This window comes from Stappia indica (genome assembly GCF_009789575.1).
GTDB classification, from domain to species: domain Bacteria; phylum Pseudomonadota; class Alphaproteobacteria; order Rhizobiales; family Stappiaceae; genus Stappia; species Stappia indica_A.
Genome location: NZ_CP046908.1, coordinates 4,872,541 through 4,887,033, shown reverse-complemented (window position 1 = coordinate 4,887,033; position 14,493 = coordinate 4,872,541). Strand labels below are relative to the sequence as shown.

Below are 14,493 nucleotides of genomic sequence, written 5' to 3'. Positions count from 1 at the left end.
GATGCAAAGACTGCTTTCGCGCCTTCCCGGCACCAGGGAACGCCCCCCCAAGACGCAAGAGGGGAGGACGCAAGCGGCGAAGTCCGAGGCGACCGCGGCCGAGCGCAAGGCGGCCCGGCCGGAGGGCGTTGCCGCCCGCGCCGTCAAGGTGACCGGCGGCGGCACGGATCCCGACAGCCTCGCCCCGCGCCGCCGCGGGCCGCTGGCACGCGCCGGCGGCAAGGTCTCGGGTCTCGTGCGGACGGTGCGCGAGGACCTGAAGGAGCTGCGCGAGACCGATGCGACCGGCCGGCGCGGCGGCGGGCTGTGGCGCAGCTTCGGCATCTTCGTGCTGATCCCGACCGTGCTCGCCGCGCTCTATTTCCTCGTCCTCGCCTCCGACATCTTCGCCTCCGAGACCCGCTTCATGGTGCGCAGCGGCGACACCCAGCAGGAAGTGGGCACCGGGGCGCTGGCCATGGTCGCCAAGGTCGCCGGCGTCTCCGGCACCAGCCCCGACAGCTTCGCCGTGCTCAACTACGTCAAGAGCCGCGCGATCATCGAGGATGTCGGCGGCAAGGAGACCGTCTTCCGCCTGTTCAACCGGGATCGCGGCGACTACTTCGCGACCATCGATCCCGAGGCGACGTGGGAGGACATCGTCGAGTACTGGCAGGACCGGGTGTCGGCCTCGCTCGACACCCAGTCGGGCATCATCACCGTGGAGGCGACGGCCTTTTCAGCCGAGGAGGCGGACTGGCTGGCCCGGCAGGTGGTGGAAAAGAGCGAGACGCTCGTCAACGAGATCTCCCGCCGCGCCCGCGAGGAAGCGCTGCGCGTTGCCCTCGCCGACGTGGAGCTCGCCCGGTCCGACCTTGCCGAGGCGCGCGAGACCTTGCGGGTCTACCGCAATGCCAGCGAGATCATCGACCCGACCATGACCGCCGAATCCATCGGCCAGGTCCTGTCGCAGCTGATGATCAAGCGGATCGAGCTGGAGGCGCGGCTGGAGACCACCGCCTCGATGATCGACCGGGACTTCGCGCCGCGCCAGGTGATCGAGCGCGAACTGGCCCAGGTCAAGGCCCAGATCGCCGAGCAGGAAGGCCTGCTCGCCTCGCAGGGGCGCAGCGGCGGCACCGTCTCGGACGTGGTCGCCAGCTTCGAGAACCTGCGGCTCGAAGAGGAATTCGCCGCCAACCGCTATTCCATCGCCGTCTCCTCCTACGAGAAGGCGCGGCAGGAAACCGAGCGCCAGCAGCTCTACCTCGTCGAGATCGTCCGCCCCGCCGTGCCCGACACCGCGCTCTATCCGCGCGTTGCCGCCGGCATCTTCATGATCTTCTTCATTTCCTTCGTCCTGTGGGCGATCGCCTCGCTGATCGTTGCATCGGTGAAGGACCACGCGATCTGACGGGACAGCCCCGGGAGACCCGGCACAGTGCAGTTTCACATCGACCGACAGGCCAACGGCGTCCTTTCCGGCTGGATCGTGCCCAACAATCCGGGCGGGACGCCGCATGTGAAGGTCATCGTCAACGACGAGGAAATCGCCGTTCTCGGCCCGAACGTGAACCGCCAGGACATCAAGGACCTGGGGCTTCACGCGACCGGCTTCGTCGGCTTCCACATCGACGACAAGATCGTCAAGGGCATCCAGAAGGCCGACAACGTCCAGCTCGTCGAGCAGGAAACCGGGCTGATGGTGCACCGGCACACGGCCTCGCCCTTCCGCATCGAGAAGCGGGTGATGTTCTTCAACCTTTGCGTCGTGCCGCAGATCCGCATGCGCAACATGGCGGGCGACCTGTTCAGCCTGACCTATACCAACAGCGAGCGGATCACCTTCGCGACGATCTCCAGCATCCTGATCAACCACAATGCCCATTCGCAGTTCGTGATGGGCCGCAACAACCACAACCGCATCGCCGAGTTCCTGCTGAGCCGCGAATACACGCGCATCGCGCTGCTGCGCGATCCCATCGTCGAGCTCGCCGAGCGGCTGGTCATGATCAAGCAGATCTCGCGGTCCTCCAACCGCAAGCTGCTGGAGAACCTCGTCTCGGGGCTCGAGAACCTGTTCGGCCTGTGCGAGACCATCGACCTGGAGAGCGAGGAGTCGCTGCAAGACGCCTTCACCCGGCTGCGCCCGCAGCAGGCCCAGACGATTGCCGACCCCTTCGTGCGCACGCTGGTCTGCGACCAGGGCGACGCGCCGGAGGAGCGGCATATCAGCATGGCGCTGGACCGGCTGGCCGAGTTCGATGCGGTCGGCGTCGAGGAGCGGATCGACGCGTTCAACGCCTGCGTCGAGGAAGTCACCGGACGCGACATCTTCGGCGGCTACGAATCTTACGCCCTGCCGGGCACGATGGAGCTGGCCGAGCGGCTTCAGGGCATCGACAAGGTGCAGGAATATCTGGAATTCGACGCCCTGCTCTACCGCGAGCTGCGCGACGTCATCGACACCGAGTTCGCCAGCCCCCGCACCGCACCGCCCGCCTCGGCCGGCGTGCCGCAGGCCGCCCAGCGGCGCTGAGGCGCCATTCCCTCGCCCCTCAGCGCTTGACGCAGCAGACCGCATAGTCGAGGCGGCGGCCGTCGACATATTCCTGATAGCGCATGGTGCCGGGCATGTCGGCCCAGTCCAGCGCGTAGTCGCGGAACGGCCAGGGCACCCGGTTGATCAGCTCGCGGCGGCGCGGCACGTCCTCGGCGATGGCGGCAAAGACGTTCTCGGTGATGTCGACCACCTTGTGCACGTCGAGCCCGTTCTTCTCGCAGAGCTCGTCGACGATCTTGCGCTGGTCGGCGAACTCCTTGTCCGTGTAGCCGACCGAGAAGCTCAGCACGCCGCCCGGACGCAGCACACGCGCGGCCTCCTTCATGAAGGCATCCATGCCGACATAGCTCGCCGCGCCGACGCTGAAGATCATGTCGAAGGAGCCGTTGGCCAGCGGCAGGTCGCGGGCATTGCCCTGCAGGATGCGGATGCCGGGGAACGGCTGCATCCGCTTGCGGCAGACGCTGACGGCGCTGGAATTGACGTCGACGCCGGTGATCCGCGCCTGCGGAAAGCGGTGATGGGCGACCTGCACGCCGCCGCCGAGGCCACAGCCGATGTCGAGGATGTCGGCCCATTCGGCGCCGCTGCGGCCCGCGTCCCGGGTCAACTCCCACAGCACCTTGTCGTAGAGCGTTGCCTGCAGCGGCTCGCGGTCGAAGGGCGCCAGCTCCGTCCAGGGCGCCTCAGCCGGCGAGAAACCGCTGTTGAAGAAGTTCTGGTGGCGGGCCGGCGACAGCCGGTAGAGCGCGAAATAGATCGCCTCCTGGAGCTTGCGCTGGAGCGGCTTGGGCAGGTTCCGCTGGATGCGGCGCTTCAGGACATAGAGGAACGACATGCAGGTCTCCGGCCGGCTGGATGCGCCGACCGTGTTACAGGCTCGCACGCCGCTTGCCTACACCCTGCCGCCACTCCGGCGGCAGGTTCCGCCGGAGTGTTGCACGCGAGGCGGTCAGTTCAGTTCCGGCCCGAACGGTGCGCCCAGCCGGTCATGCGCATCTCCAGCCAGGCCATCGCCGCATACATGACGATGCCGAGCACGGCGAGCGCCACGAGGCCGGCCCAGACCAGCGGCACGTTGAACTGCGACTGTGCCGCCAGCATCATGTGGCCGATGCCGGCATTCGCGGCCACCGTCTCGGAGATCACCGAGCCGACGAAGGCCAGCGTGATGGCGATCTTCAGCGAGCCGAAGAAATAGGGCATGGAGCGCGGGATGCCGACCTTCAGCATGATGTCCATCTTCTTCGCGCCCAGTGCCCGCAGCACGTCCTCCATTTCCGGCTCGATGGTGGCGAGCCCCGTCGCCACGTTGACGACGATGGGGAAGAAGGCGATCAGGAAGGCGGTCAGCACCGCCGGCACCGTGCCGATGCCGAACCAGATCACCAGGATCGGCACGACGGCGACCTTCGGAATCGAGTTGAAGCCGATCATCAAGGGATAGAGGCCGGCATAGATCGCCCGGCTCCAGCCGATGGCGAGCCCCAGCGCCAGTCCGCCGGCCACCGCCAGCAGGAAGCCGACGGTCGTGGTGAACAGCGTCTGCAGCGAGTTCTTCCAGATCGGCGACCAGTACTTGACGATGGCCGCCCAGATGTCGGTCGGCGCCGGCAGGATGAAGACGGCGATATCCAGCCCCTTGCACGCCGCCTCCCAGACGACGAACAGGCCGATGGTCCACAGCCAGGGGGCGGCCTTGATCCAGCGATCGTTGGTCATGCGGCGGCCCTCGCCTCGGCAATGTGTCCGCGCAATTCGTGGACGATGTCGTTGAAGCCCCCGTCATAGGTCAGGTCGATGGGCCGGGGGCGCGGGAAGTCCACTTCCCGCTCGACGATGATGCGGCCGGGGCGCGCGCTCATCACGAAGACGCGGTCGGCCAGGAACACCGCCTCGCGCAGGTCGTGGGTCACCAGAATGACGGTGAAGCCCTTTTCCGCATGCAGGTCGCGCATCACCTGCCACAGTTCCTCGCGGGTAAAGGCGTCGAGCGCGCCGAACGGCTCGTCCAGCATCAACAGCGCCGGATCGTGGATCAGCGCGCGGCACAGGTTTGCGCGCTGCTGCATGCCGCCCGACAGCTGCCAGGGGAACTTGTCGCCGAAGCCCTTGAGGCCGACCACCTCCAGCAGGCTTTCGGCGCGGGCGACGTAGCTCTCGTATTCGCTCTTCAGCCGGCGCCGATGCGGCTGGACGATCTCCAGCGGCAGCATGACGTTCTTCAGCGTCGTGCGCCAGGGCAGCATGGAGGGGTTCTGGAAGGCCATGCCGACGACGGAGACGGGTCCGTCCACTTCCTTGCCGGCCACCTCGACGGTGCCGGCCTGCGGTCGGATCAGCCCGGTGGCGAGCTTCATCAAGGTGGACTTGCCGCAGCCCGACGGGCCGACCACGGCGGCGAACTCGCCCTTCTTCACGGCCATGGTCAGGTCGTCGAGGGCAAGCGTGCCGTCGCCGCCGTCATAGGCAAGGCGGATGTTGTTGAGATCGACGAAACCTGTCACGGCTGGGCGAAACTCCAAAGGATGATGCGGCCCTTTGCGGGGCCTTGGGACGGGCGAGTGCGCCCGGCGCGGGGCGCCCGTTCTGGCTGGCGCCGACAAGCCTGAGGACCCGACGCCCGCGCCTCCCCTGCCCCGCCGCGGAGGGCAGACAAGGGATGCGCGGGCGCAGGCCTTACTTGATCATGCGCTCCTCGAGCGGCGGCAGGTAGGAGGCGTCGAACACCCGCTCCGGCGCCGGCGGCGTGTCGCTCACGCCCATGGAGGTCTTGAGGTATTCCATCGACTTGGCGAGCTTGGCCATGTCGACACCGCCGAAGCCGTTGGCCTTCACCGCCGGGGTGGCGATGGAGCCGTCGACGGCCATCAGGATGCGGTCGGTCTCGGTCGCCTCGTCCAGCACCTCGTTGCGCTTCAGCACGTAAGGCACGGAGGCTTCCGGATCGGCAATCGTGTCGAGGAAGCCGCGCACCAGCGCCTTGACGAAGCCCTTCACCGCTTCCGGATTGCTCTCGGCGAAGTCGGTGTTGACCATCACCACGTTGCCGTAGAGGTCGAGGCCGTTTTCCGCCATCAGGATGGTGGCGATGTCGTCCACCGGCACCCCTTGCGACTTCAGGTTGATCACCGAGGAGAAGGAGAAGCCGAAGATCGCGTCGACCTGGCCCTGGGCCAGCATCGGCTCGCGCACCGGGAAGCCGACATTCTCGATGGTCATGCCGGAGGTATCGAGTCCGGCGACGTCGACGAAGGCCGGCCACTGGCCGAAGGCGGCATCCGGCGGCGGGGCGCCCAGCTTCTTGCCTTCCAGGGACTTGGGATCCTCGGTGACGCCGAGGCTCTTGCGGCCGATCACCGCGAAGGGCGGGCGCTCATAGGCCATCATCACGGCCTTGACCTTCAGGTCCGGCTGCTCGTCCAGCAGCTTGATCAGCGCGTTGATGTCGCCGAACCCCATCTGGTAGGCGCCGGTGGCCACGCGCGGGATCGATTCGCGCGAGCCCGCGCCCGTGTCGATGGTGACGGAGAGGCCCTCCTCCTCGAAATAGCCCTTGTCCTGGGCGATGAAGAAGGGCGCGGCCGGAGCCTCGAACTTCCAGTCGAGGGTGAACTTGATCTCGGTCTGCGCCATCGCGGCCGGAGCGGCCAGCGTCAGCGCGAAGGCAATGCCAAACAGTCTGCGCATGTGGTCCCCACTGGTGTTTTTATGAAGGGTCACCAGAAAGACTGCCCCGCAATTGCCCATGCATCAAGCAATTTTGGGTCGCGCTCAATTCGCGTGCAAGGCCGCCTAAAAAGACGGCAAAACCGGCCGGAAGCGTGTCTTCCGGCCGGTTTTTTCAGCATTTCGCCTCAGACCCTACAGGCCGAGATAGCGGATCACCTCGTCGGCCAGGTCCTCGGCCGGGCGCGACACCGTGTCGAGCACCAGCTCGGCCCCTTCCGGCGCCTCGTAGGGGCTGTCGATGCCGGTGAAATTGCTGATCTCGCCGGCCCGCGCCTTGCGGTACAGGCCCTTGGGATCGCGCGTCTCGGCCACTTCCAGCGGCGCATGGACGTGGATCTCGACGAACTCGCCCGGCGCGAACAGATCGCGTGCCATCTGCCGGTCCGAGCGGAACGGCGAGATGAACGAGACCAGCGTGATCACGCCGGCTTCGGTGAACAGGCGCGCCACCTCGCCCACCCGCCGGATGTTCTCCACCCGGTCGGCCTCCGAGAAGCCGAGGTCGCGGTTGAGCCCGTGACGCACATTGTCGCCGTCCAGCAGGAAGGTCAGCCGTCCTTGCGCGTGCAGCCGCTGCTCCACCAGGTTGGCGATGGTCGACTTGCCGGCGCCCGACAGGCCGGTGAACCACAGCACCCGCGGCGTCTGCCCGGTCAGCCTGGCGCGTGCTGCCCGGTCGATGTCGAAGGCCTGGCGGTGGATGTTGTCCGCCTTCCTCAGGCTCGCCCAGATCAGGCCCGCTCCGACCGTCTGGTTGGTCAGCGGGTCGATCAGCACGAAGGAGCCCATCTCGCGGTTGACCTCGTAGGGGTCGAAGGCGATGGGCGCGCTCAGGTGGATCTCGCAAAAGCCGATCTCGTTGAGCGCCAGCGTGCTCGCCGGCAGGTGCTTCAGCGAGTTGACGTCGATGCCGTGCTCGATGCGCGCCACCACGCCGGTGGTGCTGCGCTTGCCGGCCTTGATCACGTAGTTGCGGTCGGTGCGCAGCCCCTGGTCGCCCATCCAGATCACATGGGCGCTCAGCCGGTCGGACACTTCCGGCCGGCTTTCCGGCGTGCTCAGCACGTCGCCGCGCGAGATGTCGACCTCTTCCTGAAGCGTGATGGTCACCGCGTCGCCCGCCACCGCCTCGTCCAGGTCGCCGCCCATGGTGGCAATGCGCGCCACCGTGGCAACGCGCCCGGACGCGGCCACCGCCACCTTGTCGCCGGGGCGGATCGCGCCGCTGACCACGGTGCCGGCATAGCCGCGGAAGTCGAGGTTCGGGCGGTTCACCCACTGCACCGGCATGCGGAACGGGCCGAGCCGATCCTCGCCGGCGACATCCACCGCTTCCAGATGTTCCAGCAGCGTCGGACCGTCGTGCCAGTCCATCGCCTCGCTGCGGCGGCTGACATTCTCCCCCGTCAGCGCCGACATGGGGATCACTTCCAGCGTCTCGAAGCCGAAGCCTTGCGCGAACGCCGCGTAGTCCGCGCGGATGCGCTCCAGCACCTCCCGGTCGTAGCCGACCAGGTCCATCTTGTTGACGGCCACCACCACGTGGCGGATGCCCAGCAGCGAGACGATGAAGGAGTGCCGGCGGGTCTGCTGCAGCACGCCCTTGCGGGCATCGATCAGGATGATCGCGAGATCCGAGTTGGAGGCGCCGGTCGCCATGTTGCGGGTGTACTGCTCGTGGCCCGGCGTGTCGGCGACGATGAACTTGCGCGCTTCGGTTGCGAAGAAGCGATAGGCGACATCGATGGTGATGCCCTGCTCGCGCTCGGCCTCCAGCCCGTCGACCAGCAGCGCGAAATCGAGTTCCTCGCCCTGCGTGCCGTATTTGCGCGAATCCTTCTGCAGGGCCGCCACCTGGTCCTCGAACACCCGCTTGGTGTCGTGCAGCAGCCGGCCGATCAGTGTCGACTTGCCGTCGTCGACGCTGCCGCAGGTGAGAAAGCGCAGCAGCCCTTTGCGTTCATGATCGCCGAGATAATCGGCCGCCTCGACGGCGAGGGAAGGCAATGCCTGGTTCATCGTTCAATCCTCAGAAATAGCCTTCGCGCTTCTTCTTTTCCATCGACGCCGCCTCGTCGTGGTCGATCAGCCGGCCGGACCGCTCCGACGTGCGGGCGATCAGCATCTCGGTGACGATCTCGTCGAGGGTGGTGGCGGGCGACTCGATCGCCGCCGTCAGCGGGTAGCAGCCGAGCGTGCGGAACCGCACCTTTCGCATCTGCGGCACCTCGCCGGGGCGCAGCGGCAGGCGCTCGTCGTCGACCATCACCAGCATGCCGTCGCGCTCCACCACCGGGCGCTCGGCCGCGTAGTAAAGCGGCACGATGGGGATGTTTTCGGAGCGGATGTATTGCCAGATGTCGAGCTCGGTCCAGTTCGACAGCGGGAAGACGCGCAGCGATTCTCCCGGGCGCACCCGCGTGTTGAAGATCGACCACAGCTCCGGGCGCTGGTTCTTCGGGTCCCAGCCATGCGAGGCGGTGCGGAAGGAGAACACCCGCTCCTTGGAGCGCGACTTCTCCTCGTCGCGCCGCGCCCCGCCGAAGGCCGCGTCGAAGCCGTAATGCGACAGCGCCTGCTTCAGCGCGTCGGTCTTCATCACCTGGGTGTAGTAGGACGAGCCGTGGTCGAACGGATTGATGCCGTCGGCCAGCCCCTGCCGGTTGCTATGGGTCAGCAGTTCCATGCCCGCTTCCGCCGCCATCCGGTCGCGGAAGGCGATCATCTCGCGGAACTTCCAGGTCGTGTCGATATGGAGCAGCGGGAACGGCGGCGGCGCAGGGTAGAACGCCTTGCGCGCCAGATGCAGCATGACGCTCGAATCCTTGCCGATCGAGTAGAGCATCACCGGTCGCGACATCTCGGCGACGACCTCTCGGATGATCTCGATGGATTGCGCCTCGAGACGGCGCAGATGGCTTCCCCGGTTGGACACGGATGTCTCCTCGTGCACGAGGCCGGGAGATGCGTCGTGACGGCGGGAGCGCCCTTGCGTTCCCGTTCCGCCCGCTGTTCCCGGCAGCTATCGTCCACGACTTACGCAGCCGCGCGCACAAGCGCGAGAAACAGGATTGCCGACAAACGGCCATCCTTGAAAAATCTCTGTCATCCGTCCGTTTTTGCGGACGCCTCGGCCACCTTCGCGGCCGCCGCGCACGTCTCCCCGGTCCCGGATCTTCGGCCTTCGGCCTCGTCCGGGAAGACGCAAGGAGAGGTTGGAGCTGATGTCAGCCGCAGCCGGGACTGCCGGACGGGAGACGCCCCTCCACGCTTGCCGAGGTTGCCAATGGCTCCCGGCTCTCCGGCTTCGCCTGCGGCCGGGATTGTTCGTCTGAAGAGGTGGTAGAGTTTGGGTGGTCTCCCGGCCTGAACCGCCGGGAGACCAGTGGCAGGCGACCGGACCGGGATTGGGCTTTCGCCCGTCGTCATCAGGGTCCCTGCCGCTTCCTTTTCCCGCTTGGAGAGTTGATTGGGCCTCTGGCTGACACCACGCCCGCGAACAATCCGAAGCACGATCAGGATACCACCGCCATGGCCTTTCTGGAACATGCCCCGTCCCACGTCGTCGGCATCGACGTGTCGAAGCTGACCCTTGCCGTCTGTTCGGCGCCGGGCAACACCGCCCGCACCGTGGCCAGCACCGGGGCCAGCACCGTGGCCAACACGGCCCGGGCGATCCGCAAGCTGGTCGCCGGCCTGCCCTCCGGCACGCTCATCGTCTGCGAGCCGACCGGCGGCCACGAAGCCCTGCTGCTGGCAGAGCTCGCGGCCGCAGGCATCGCCTGCCACCGCGCCGACACCCTCAAGGCCAGGGCCTTCGCCCGTTCCTTCGGGCGACTGGCCAAGACCGATGCCATCGATGCCGCACTGCTGGCCGCCTATGGCCAGGAGCGATGGCGCCACCTGCCGCTCCACCGCCCGGCCGATCGCACCCAGGCGCAACTCGCCGCGCTCGTCGCCCGCAGGCACGACCTCATGGCCATTCGCGGCGCCGAACTCAACCGCGCCAAGTCGCCCGGATGCACCCTGGTCTCGGCCTCCTGCAGGAGCCTCGTCAGAACGCTCGACCGCCAGATCGAGACCATCGACACGGCCATCGCAGGCCTTTGCGCGCAATGCACCCTGCTCGCAAGGCGTATCGCCCTCTACCGCTCGCTGCCGGGCGTGGGGCCAAGGACCGCCATCTCCCTGGCCGCCGCCATGCCCGAGCTCGGCACCATGACCGGAAAGCAGGCCGCATCCCTGGCGGGCCTTGCCCCACACCCCAACGACAGCGGAACCTTGAAGGGCTACCGCAAGACCCGCGGCGGACGCCCGCAGATCCGTTCCATCCTCTTCATGGCCGCCCTCAGCGCCGCACGCTGCAAAGGGCCGCTGCGACCCGTCTTCCAGAGGCTCATCGCAAACGGAAAGAAGCCCATCGTCGCCCTAACCGCGCTCATGAGAAAGATCGTCGTCATCCTCAACGCAAGAATGAGAGACCACCTCAACGATATGAGTTGATGACCTCCGAGGGGAGGAAACGCTCTCACATCCTCTCTGCCGTCACCCCGGCCAAGCGAAGCGCGCGCCGGGGCCCATTGGTTCCCGGAGCGGCGGTGAGGATACTCGAGCCCTCCCGCACTCGGCGTTCCTTCGGCGTCAGCCGGTGGCGGACGCCTCGCCCACCTTCGCGGCGGCGGCGCGCACGAGATCGGCCGTGCCGGCGGCCAGGAAGCCCGGATTGGCGAAGTCGGAATCGTGCGGCTGGTTGCGCTTGCCATAGAGGAACGGTGCACCGTCGAGGCGGCAGACGCTGCCGCCGGCGGCCAGCAGCACGCCATGGCCTGCGGCCGTATCCCACTCCATCGTCCGCCCGAAGCGCGGGTAAAGATCCGCCTCCCCGCGCGCCACCAGGCAGAACTTCAGCGACGAGCCGACGCTCACCGTGTCGCTGACGCCCATCGCGGTGAGCAGCGCGTCGGTCTCCGCGTCCCGGTGCGAGCGGCTGGCGACCGCCACCGGCGGCACCTTCGGCTCGGCCCGCACGCAGAGCGGCACGACCTCACCGGCCCCGCCGCTGTCCGCCGCGACCGTTTCCTCCACCGCGCCCTCGCCGAGCCGCCCGAGATAGAGCGACCCGCGATGCGGCGCGTAGACCGCGCCCATGACGGGCACGCCCTTTTCCACCAGCGCGATGTTCACCGTGAAGTCGCCGCGCCCGGAGATGAACTCGCGCGTGCCGTCCAGCGGATCGACCAGGAAGAACCGCTCGCCGACGGTCTCGGGCAGCCGGCCGGCTGAGACTTCCTCCTCGGCGACCACCGGCACACCCGGAAAGGCCTTGGCGAGCCCTGCAAGGATGATCGCCTCGGCGCGGCGGTCGGCCTCGGTCACCGGGCTGTCGTCGGCCTTGCTCTCCACCGCGACGCCGCCGTGGAAATAGCCGAGCAGCACCGCGCCCGCCTCGAGGCAGAGCGCTCTGAGCGCCTGCATGTCGTCCGTCATCCGCATCGCCTGTCTCCGGTCGTGTGTTGCGCGTGAAGGGGATGGGGCGGGCCGGCGTCAGCCCACCGTAAGCGGCGCCTTGCCGATGCCCTGATAGTCGAGGCCGGCGGCGGCGACGTCCGAGCCCTGCCAGATGTTGCGCATGTCGACCACCGCGCGTCCGCGCATGCGCCGGGCGATCTCGGCAAGGTCGAGGCCGCGATAGGTGTTCCACTCGGTGATCACCGCGAGGGCATCGACGTCGTCGGCAACGTCATAGGGGTTCGCCCGCCATTCCAGGCCCGGCAGCAGCGGCTCGGCCTGGCCGCGCGCCTCCGGATCGTGAGCGACGACGGTGACGCCGGCGGCCTGCAGCGCCGGCACGATCACCAGCGAGGGGGCGTCGCGCACGTCGTCGGTGTTCGGCTTGAAGGCGATGCCGAGAATGCCGACGCGCTTGCCGGCGGTCTGCGGCCCGAGCGCTGCCAGCACCCGCTCCGCCATCTGCCGCTTGCGCTCCTCGTTGACGGCGATGGTCGCCTCGACCAGCCGCTGCGGCGCGCCGTGCTTCAGGCCGGTGGCGGCCAGAGCGGTCGTGTCCTTGGGAAAGCACGAGCCGCCGAAGCCGGGGCCGGCATGCAGGAACTTGGAGCCGATGCGGTTGTCGAGGCCGATGCCGCTCGCCACCTTCTGCACGTCGCCGCCGACCTTCTCGCACAGGTTGGCGATCTCGTTGATGAAGGTGATCTTCACCGCCAGGAAGGCGTTGGCGGCGTATTTGGTCAGCTCGGCATTTTCCAGCGTGGTGACGAGGATCGGCGTCTCGCGCAGGTAGAGCGGCCGGTAAAGGCGGCGCAGCGCGCCTTCCGCGCGCTCGTCCTCGGCGCCGACCACCACCCGGTCGGGCCGCATGAAGTCCTCGATGGCCGAGCCTTCGCGCAGGAATTCCGGGTTGGAGGCGACGGAGAAGTCGACGCCCGGCCGCTCCTCGCGGATGATCTCGGCGACCTTGCGGCAGGTGCCGACGACGACGGTCGACTTGATGACGACGACCGTGCCCGGCCGCATCGCCTTGGCGATCTGGCGCGCGGCGGCATAGACATAGGTGAGGTCCGCCTCGCCGTCGCCGCGGCGCGAGGGCGTACCGACCGCGACGAAGACCACGTCGGCCTTGGCCACCGCCGTGTCGAAATCGGTGGTGAAGGACAGGCGCCCGGCGGAGAGGTTCCGCTCGATCAGCCCGTCGAGGCCGGGCTCGTAAATGGGCACCTCGCCCGCATTGAGCCGCTCGATCTTGCCCGCGTCGATGTCGACGCAGGAGACATCGAAGCCGAACTCGGAAAAGCAGACACCCGAAACCAGGCCGACATAGCCGGTGCCAATCATTGCGATGCGCATGCGTGCTCCTGGACTTTCCTGGGTAAAGAGAGGGGCCTTGCGGGCGGGCGGGAGGCGGCGCCGCGGGGCCGTACCGGTGCTGTTCACGTCACGATCTGCGGGCGGAACCCCGACGGGTGTCCCGGGTCCTGGCGGCCCCTCGGTCCGCGTGCGGTGCGCGCACCGCCCCAGCGTCAAGGCATGCCGGTCCGGCTGCGTTCCTGTTCGCTTGCCACCCGTTTGTCAACCCGCTAACACGGCGGAGGCGGGCACGCGCGGACGAGCGCTGCGCCCGCCGCCGACATCACCGGCAGGAGGGAAGGATGGCAGTTCTTGTAACCGGCGGCGCAGGTTACATCGGCAGCCACATGGCGTGGCGCCTGCTGGACGCGGGCGAGCGCGTCGTCGTTCTCGACAGTCTGGAGGGCGGGCACGACTGGTCGGTGCCCCCGGCCGCCGCCTTCCTGCGCGGCGATGTTGCCGATGGGGACGCCGTTGCCCGTGCACTCGATCTGGCCGGCGAGCCGGTCGATGCGGTGCTGCATTTCGCCGGCTCGGTCTCCGTGCCCGAATCCGTCGAGCGTCCCGAGAAATACTACCGCAACAACACCTGCGCGACGCTGGCCCTCGTCGAGAGCTGCCGCGCGGCCGGCATCGCCAACGTCATCTTCTCCTCCACCGCCGCCGTCTATGGCGAGGTCGGCAGCGACCCGGTGGACGAGGCCGCGCCGACGCGGCCCACCTCCCCCTATGGCATGTCGAAGCTGATGAGCGAGCGGATGCTTGCCGATATCGCCGGCGCCCACTCGCTGCGCTGCGGCGTGCTGCGCTATTTCAACGTCGCCGGCGCCGATCCGCTCGGGCGCACCGGCCACTCGACGCGCGGCGCGGCGCATCTGCTCAAGGTCGCCTGCGAGGCCGCCCTCGGCCTGCGCGACGGGCTGACCATCCACGGCACCGACTATCCCACCCGCGACGGCACGGCCGAGCGCGACTTCATCCATGTGAGCGACCTGGTCGAGGCGCATTACCTCGCCCTGCTGCAACTGCGGGCGGGCGGCGCCGGCTTCACCCTCAACTGCGGCTACGGGCGCGGATACACCGTCCTGGAGACCATCGATGCGGTGAAGCGGCTGTCGGGAAGCGACTTTGCCGTGCACACCGGCCCGCGCCGGCCGGGCGACATCGCCAGCGTCGTTGCGGACAACCGGGCGATTCTCGCAAGGCTCGGCTGGGCGCCCGTCCACGACGATATCGACACAATCGCCGGGCATGCCCTCGCCTGGGAACGCAAGCTTTTGCACCGCAGCGAGAGCTGAGTGTCATCATATTGAAAGACGAGCCGTTTTCGATGGCGCGCTCAATAATTCCGTAAC

The 14,493-nt window shown here is 67.9% G+C and carries 12 protein-coding genes; 4 read left to right on the top strand and 8 right to left on the bottom strand.

Translation table 11 applies throughout. The features are described from left to right. Position 1 precedes the first annotated feature (1 nt). Together GH266_RS22355 and GH266_RS22350 are read left to right on the top strand one after the other, a co-directional pair. Positions 2 to 1,393 (top strand): KpsE/RkpR family capsule polysaccharide export protein, encoded by a 1,392-nt coding sequence (locus GH266_RS22355; RefSeq protein ID WP_158195810.1) that lies wholly within the window; start codon positions 2 to 4, stop codon positions 1,391 to 1,393. A gap of 27 nt (positions 1,394 to 1,420) precedes the next feature. Next, positions 1,421 to 2,518, top strand: coding sequence for a hypothetical protein (locus tag GH266_RS22350; RefSeq protein WP_158195809.1), 1,098 nt, complete (start codon positions 1,421 to 1,423; stop codon positions 2,516 to 2,518). A gap of 19 nt (positions 2,519 to 2,537) precedes the next feature. Here GH266_RS22350 and GH266_RS22345 read toward each other — a convergent pair whose 3' ends face one another. The 6 genes from GH266_RS22345 to cysD all read right to left on the bottom strand — a co-directional run bounded on the left by GH266_RS22345 (position 2,538) and on the right by cysD (position 9,209). Next, positions 2,538 to 3,380 (bottom strand): class I SAM-dependent methyltransferase, encoded by an 843-nt coding sequence (locus GH266_RS22345; protein ID WP_158195808.1) that lies wholly within the window; start codon positions 3,378 to 3,380, stop codon positions 2,538 to 2,540. A 119-nt stretch (positions 3,381 to 3,499) separates the two neighbouring features. After that, positions 3,500 to 4,264, bottom strand: a complete 765-nt coding sequence (locus tag GH266_RS22340) for an ABC transporter permease (protein WP_158195807.1) — start codon at positions 4,262 to 4,264, stop codon at positions 3,500 to 3,502. Continuing rightward, positions 4,261 to 5,049 (bottom strand): ABC transporter ATP-binding protein, encoded by a 789-nt coding sequence (locus tag GH266_RS22335; RefSeq protein ID WP_158195806.1) that lies wholly within the window; start codon positions 5,047 to 5,049, stop codon positions 4,261 to 4,263. Before GH266_RS22335 ends, GH266_RS22340 begins: the two co-directional genes overlap by 4 nt. Positions 5,050 to 5,221: 172 nt before the next feature. Then, positions 5,222 to 6,232 carry an ABC transporter substrate-binding protein gene (locus GH266_RS22330; RefSeq protein WP_158195805.1) on the bottom strand — a complete coding sequence of 337 codons (1,011 nt, stop codon included), beginning with the start codon at positions 6,230 to 6,232 and terminating at the stop codon, positions 5,222 to 5,224. Positions 6,233 to 6,406: 174 nt separating this feature from the next. Next, positions 6,407 to 8,293: a sulfate adenylyltransferase subunit CysN gene (gene cysN / locus GH266_RS22325; protein ID WP_158195804.1), complete on the bottom strand. Its 1,887-nt coding sequence runs from the start codon at positions 8,291 to 8,293 to the stop codon at positions 6,407 to 6,409. A gap of 10 nt (positions 8,294 to 8,303) precedes the next feature. Further along, entirely contained in the window at positions 8,304 to 9,209 is a 906-nt protein-coding gene (gene cysD, locus GH266_RS22320; RefSeq protein ID WP_158195803.1) for a sulfate adenylyltransferase subunit CysD, read from the bottom strand. A gap of 596 nt (positions 9,210 to 9,805) precedes the next feature. Between cysD and GH266_RS22315 the strand changes: the two genes are divergently transcribed. After that, positions 9,806 to 10,777, top strand: coding sequence for an IS110 family RNA-guided transposase (locus tag GH266_RS22315; RefSeq protein WP_158195802.1), 972 nt, complete (start codon positions 9,806 to 9,808; stop codon positions 10,775 to 10,777). Positions 10,778 to 10,915: 138 nt separating this feature from the next. Here the strand turns inward: GH266_RS22315 and cysQ are convergent, their stop codons facing one another. Together cysQ and GH266_RS22305 are read right to left on the bottom strand one after the other, a co-directional pair. Then, entirely contained in the window at positions 10,916 to 11,761 is an 846-nt protein-coding gene (cysQ, locus tag GH266_RS22310; RefSeq protein WP_158196364.1) for a 3'(2'),5'-bisphosphate nucleotidase CysQ, read from the bottom strand. A gap of 57 nt (positions 11,762 to 11,818) precedes the next feature. Beyond that, complete coding sequence (locus tag GH266_RS22305) at positions 11,819 to 13,138, bottom strand: UDP-glucose dehydrogenase family protein (RefSeq protein ID WP_158195801.1); 1,320 nt, start codon at positions 13,136 to 13,138, stop codon at positions 11,819 to 11,821. A gap of 302 nt (positions 13,139 to 13,440) precedes the next feature. Between GH266_RS22305 and galE the strand changes: the two genes are divergently transcribed. Further along, positions 13,441 to 14,436 carry a UDP-glucose 4-epimerase GalE gene (galE, locus tag GH266_RS22300; RefSeq protein ID WP_158195800.1) on the top strand — a complete coding sequence of 332 codons (996 nt, stop codon included), beginning with the start codon at positions 13,441 to 13,443 and terminating at the stop codon, positions 14,434 to 14,436. The last annotated feature ends 57 nt before the right edge of the window (positions 14,437 to 14,493 follow it).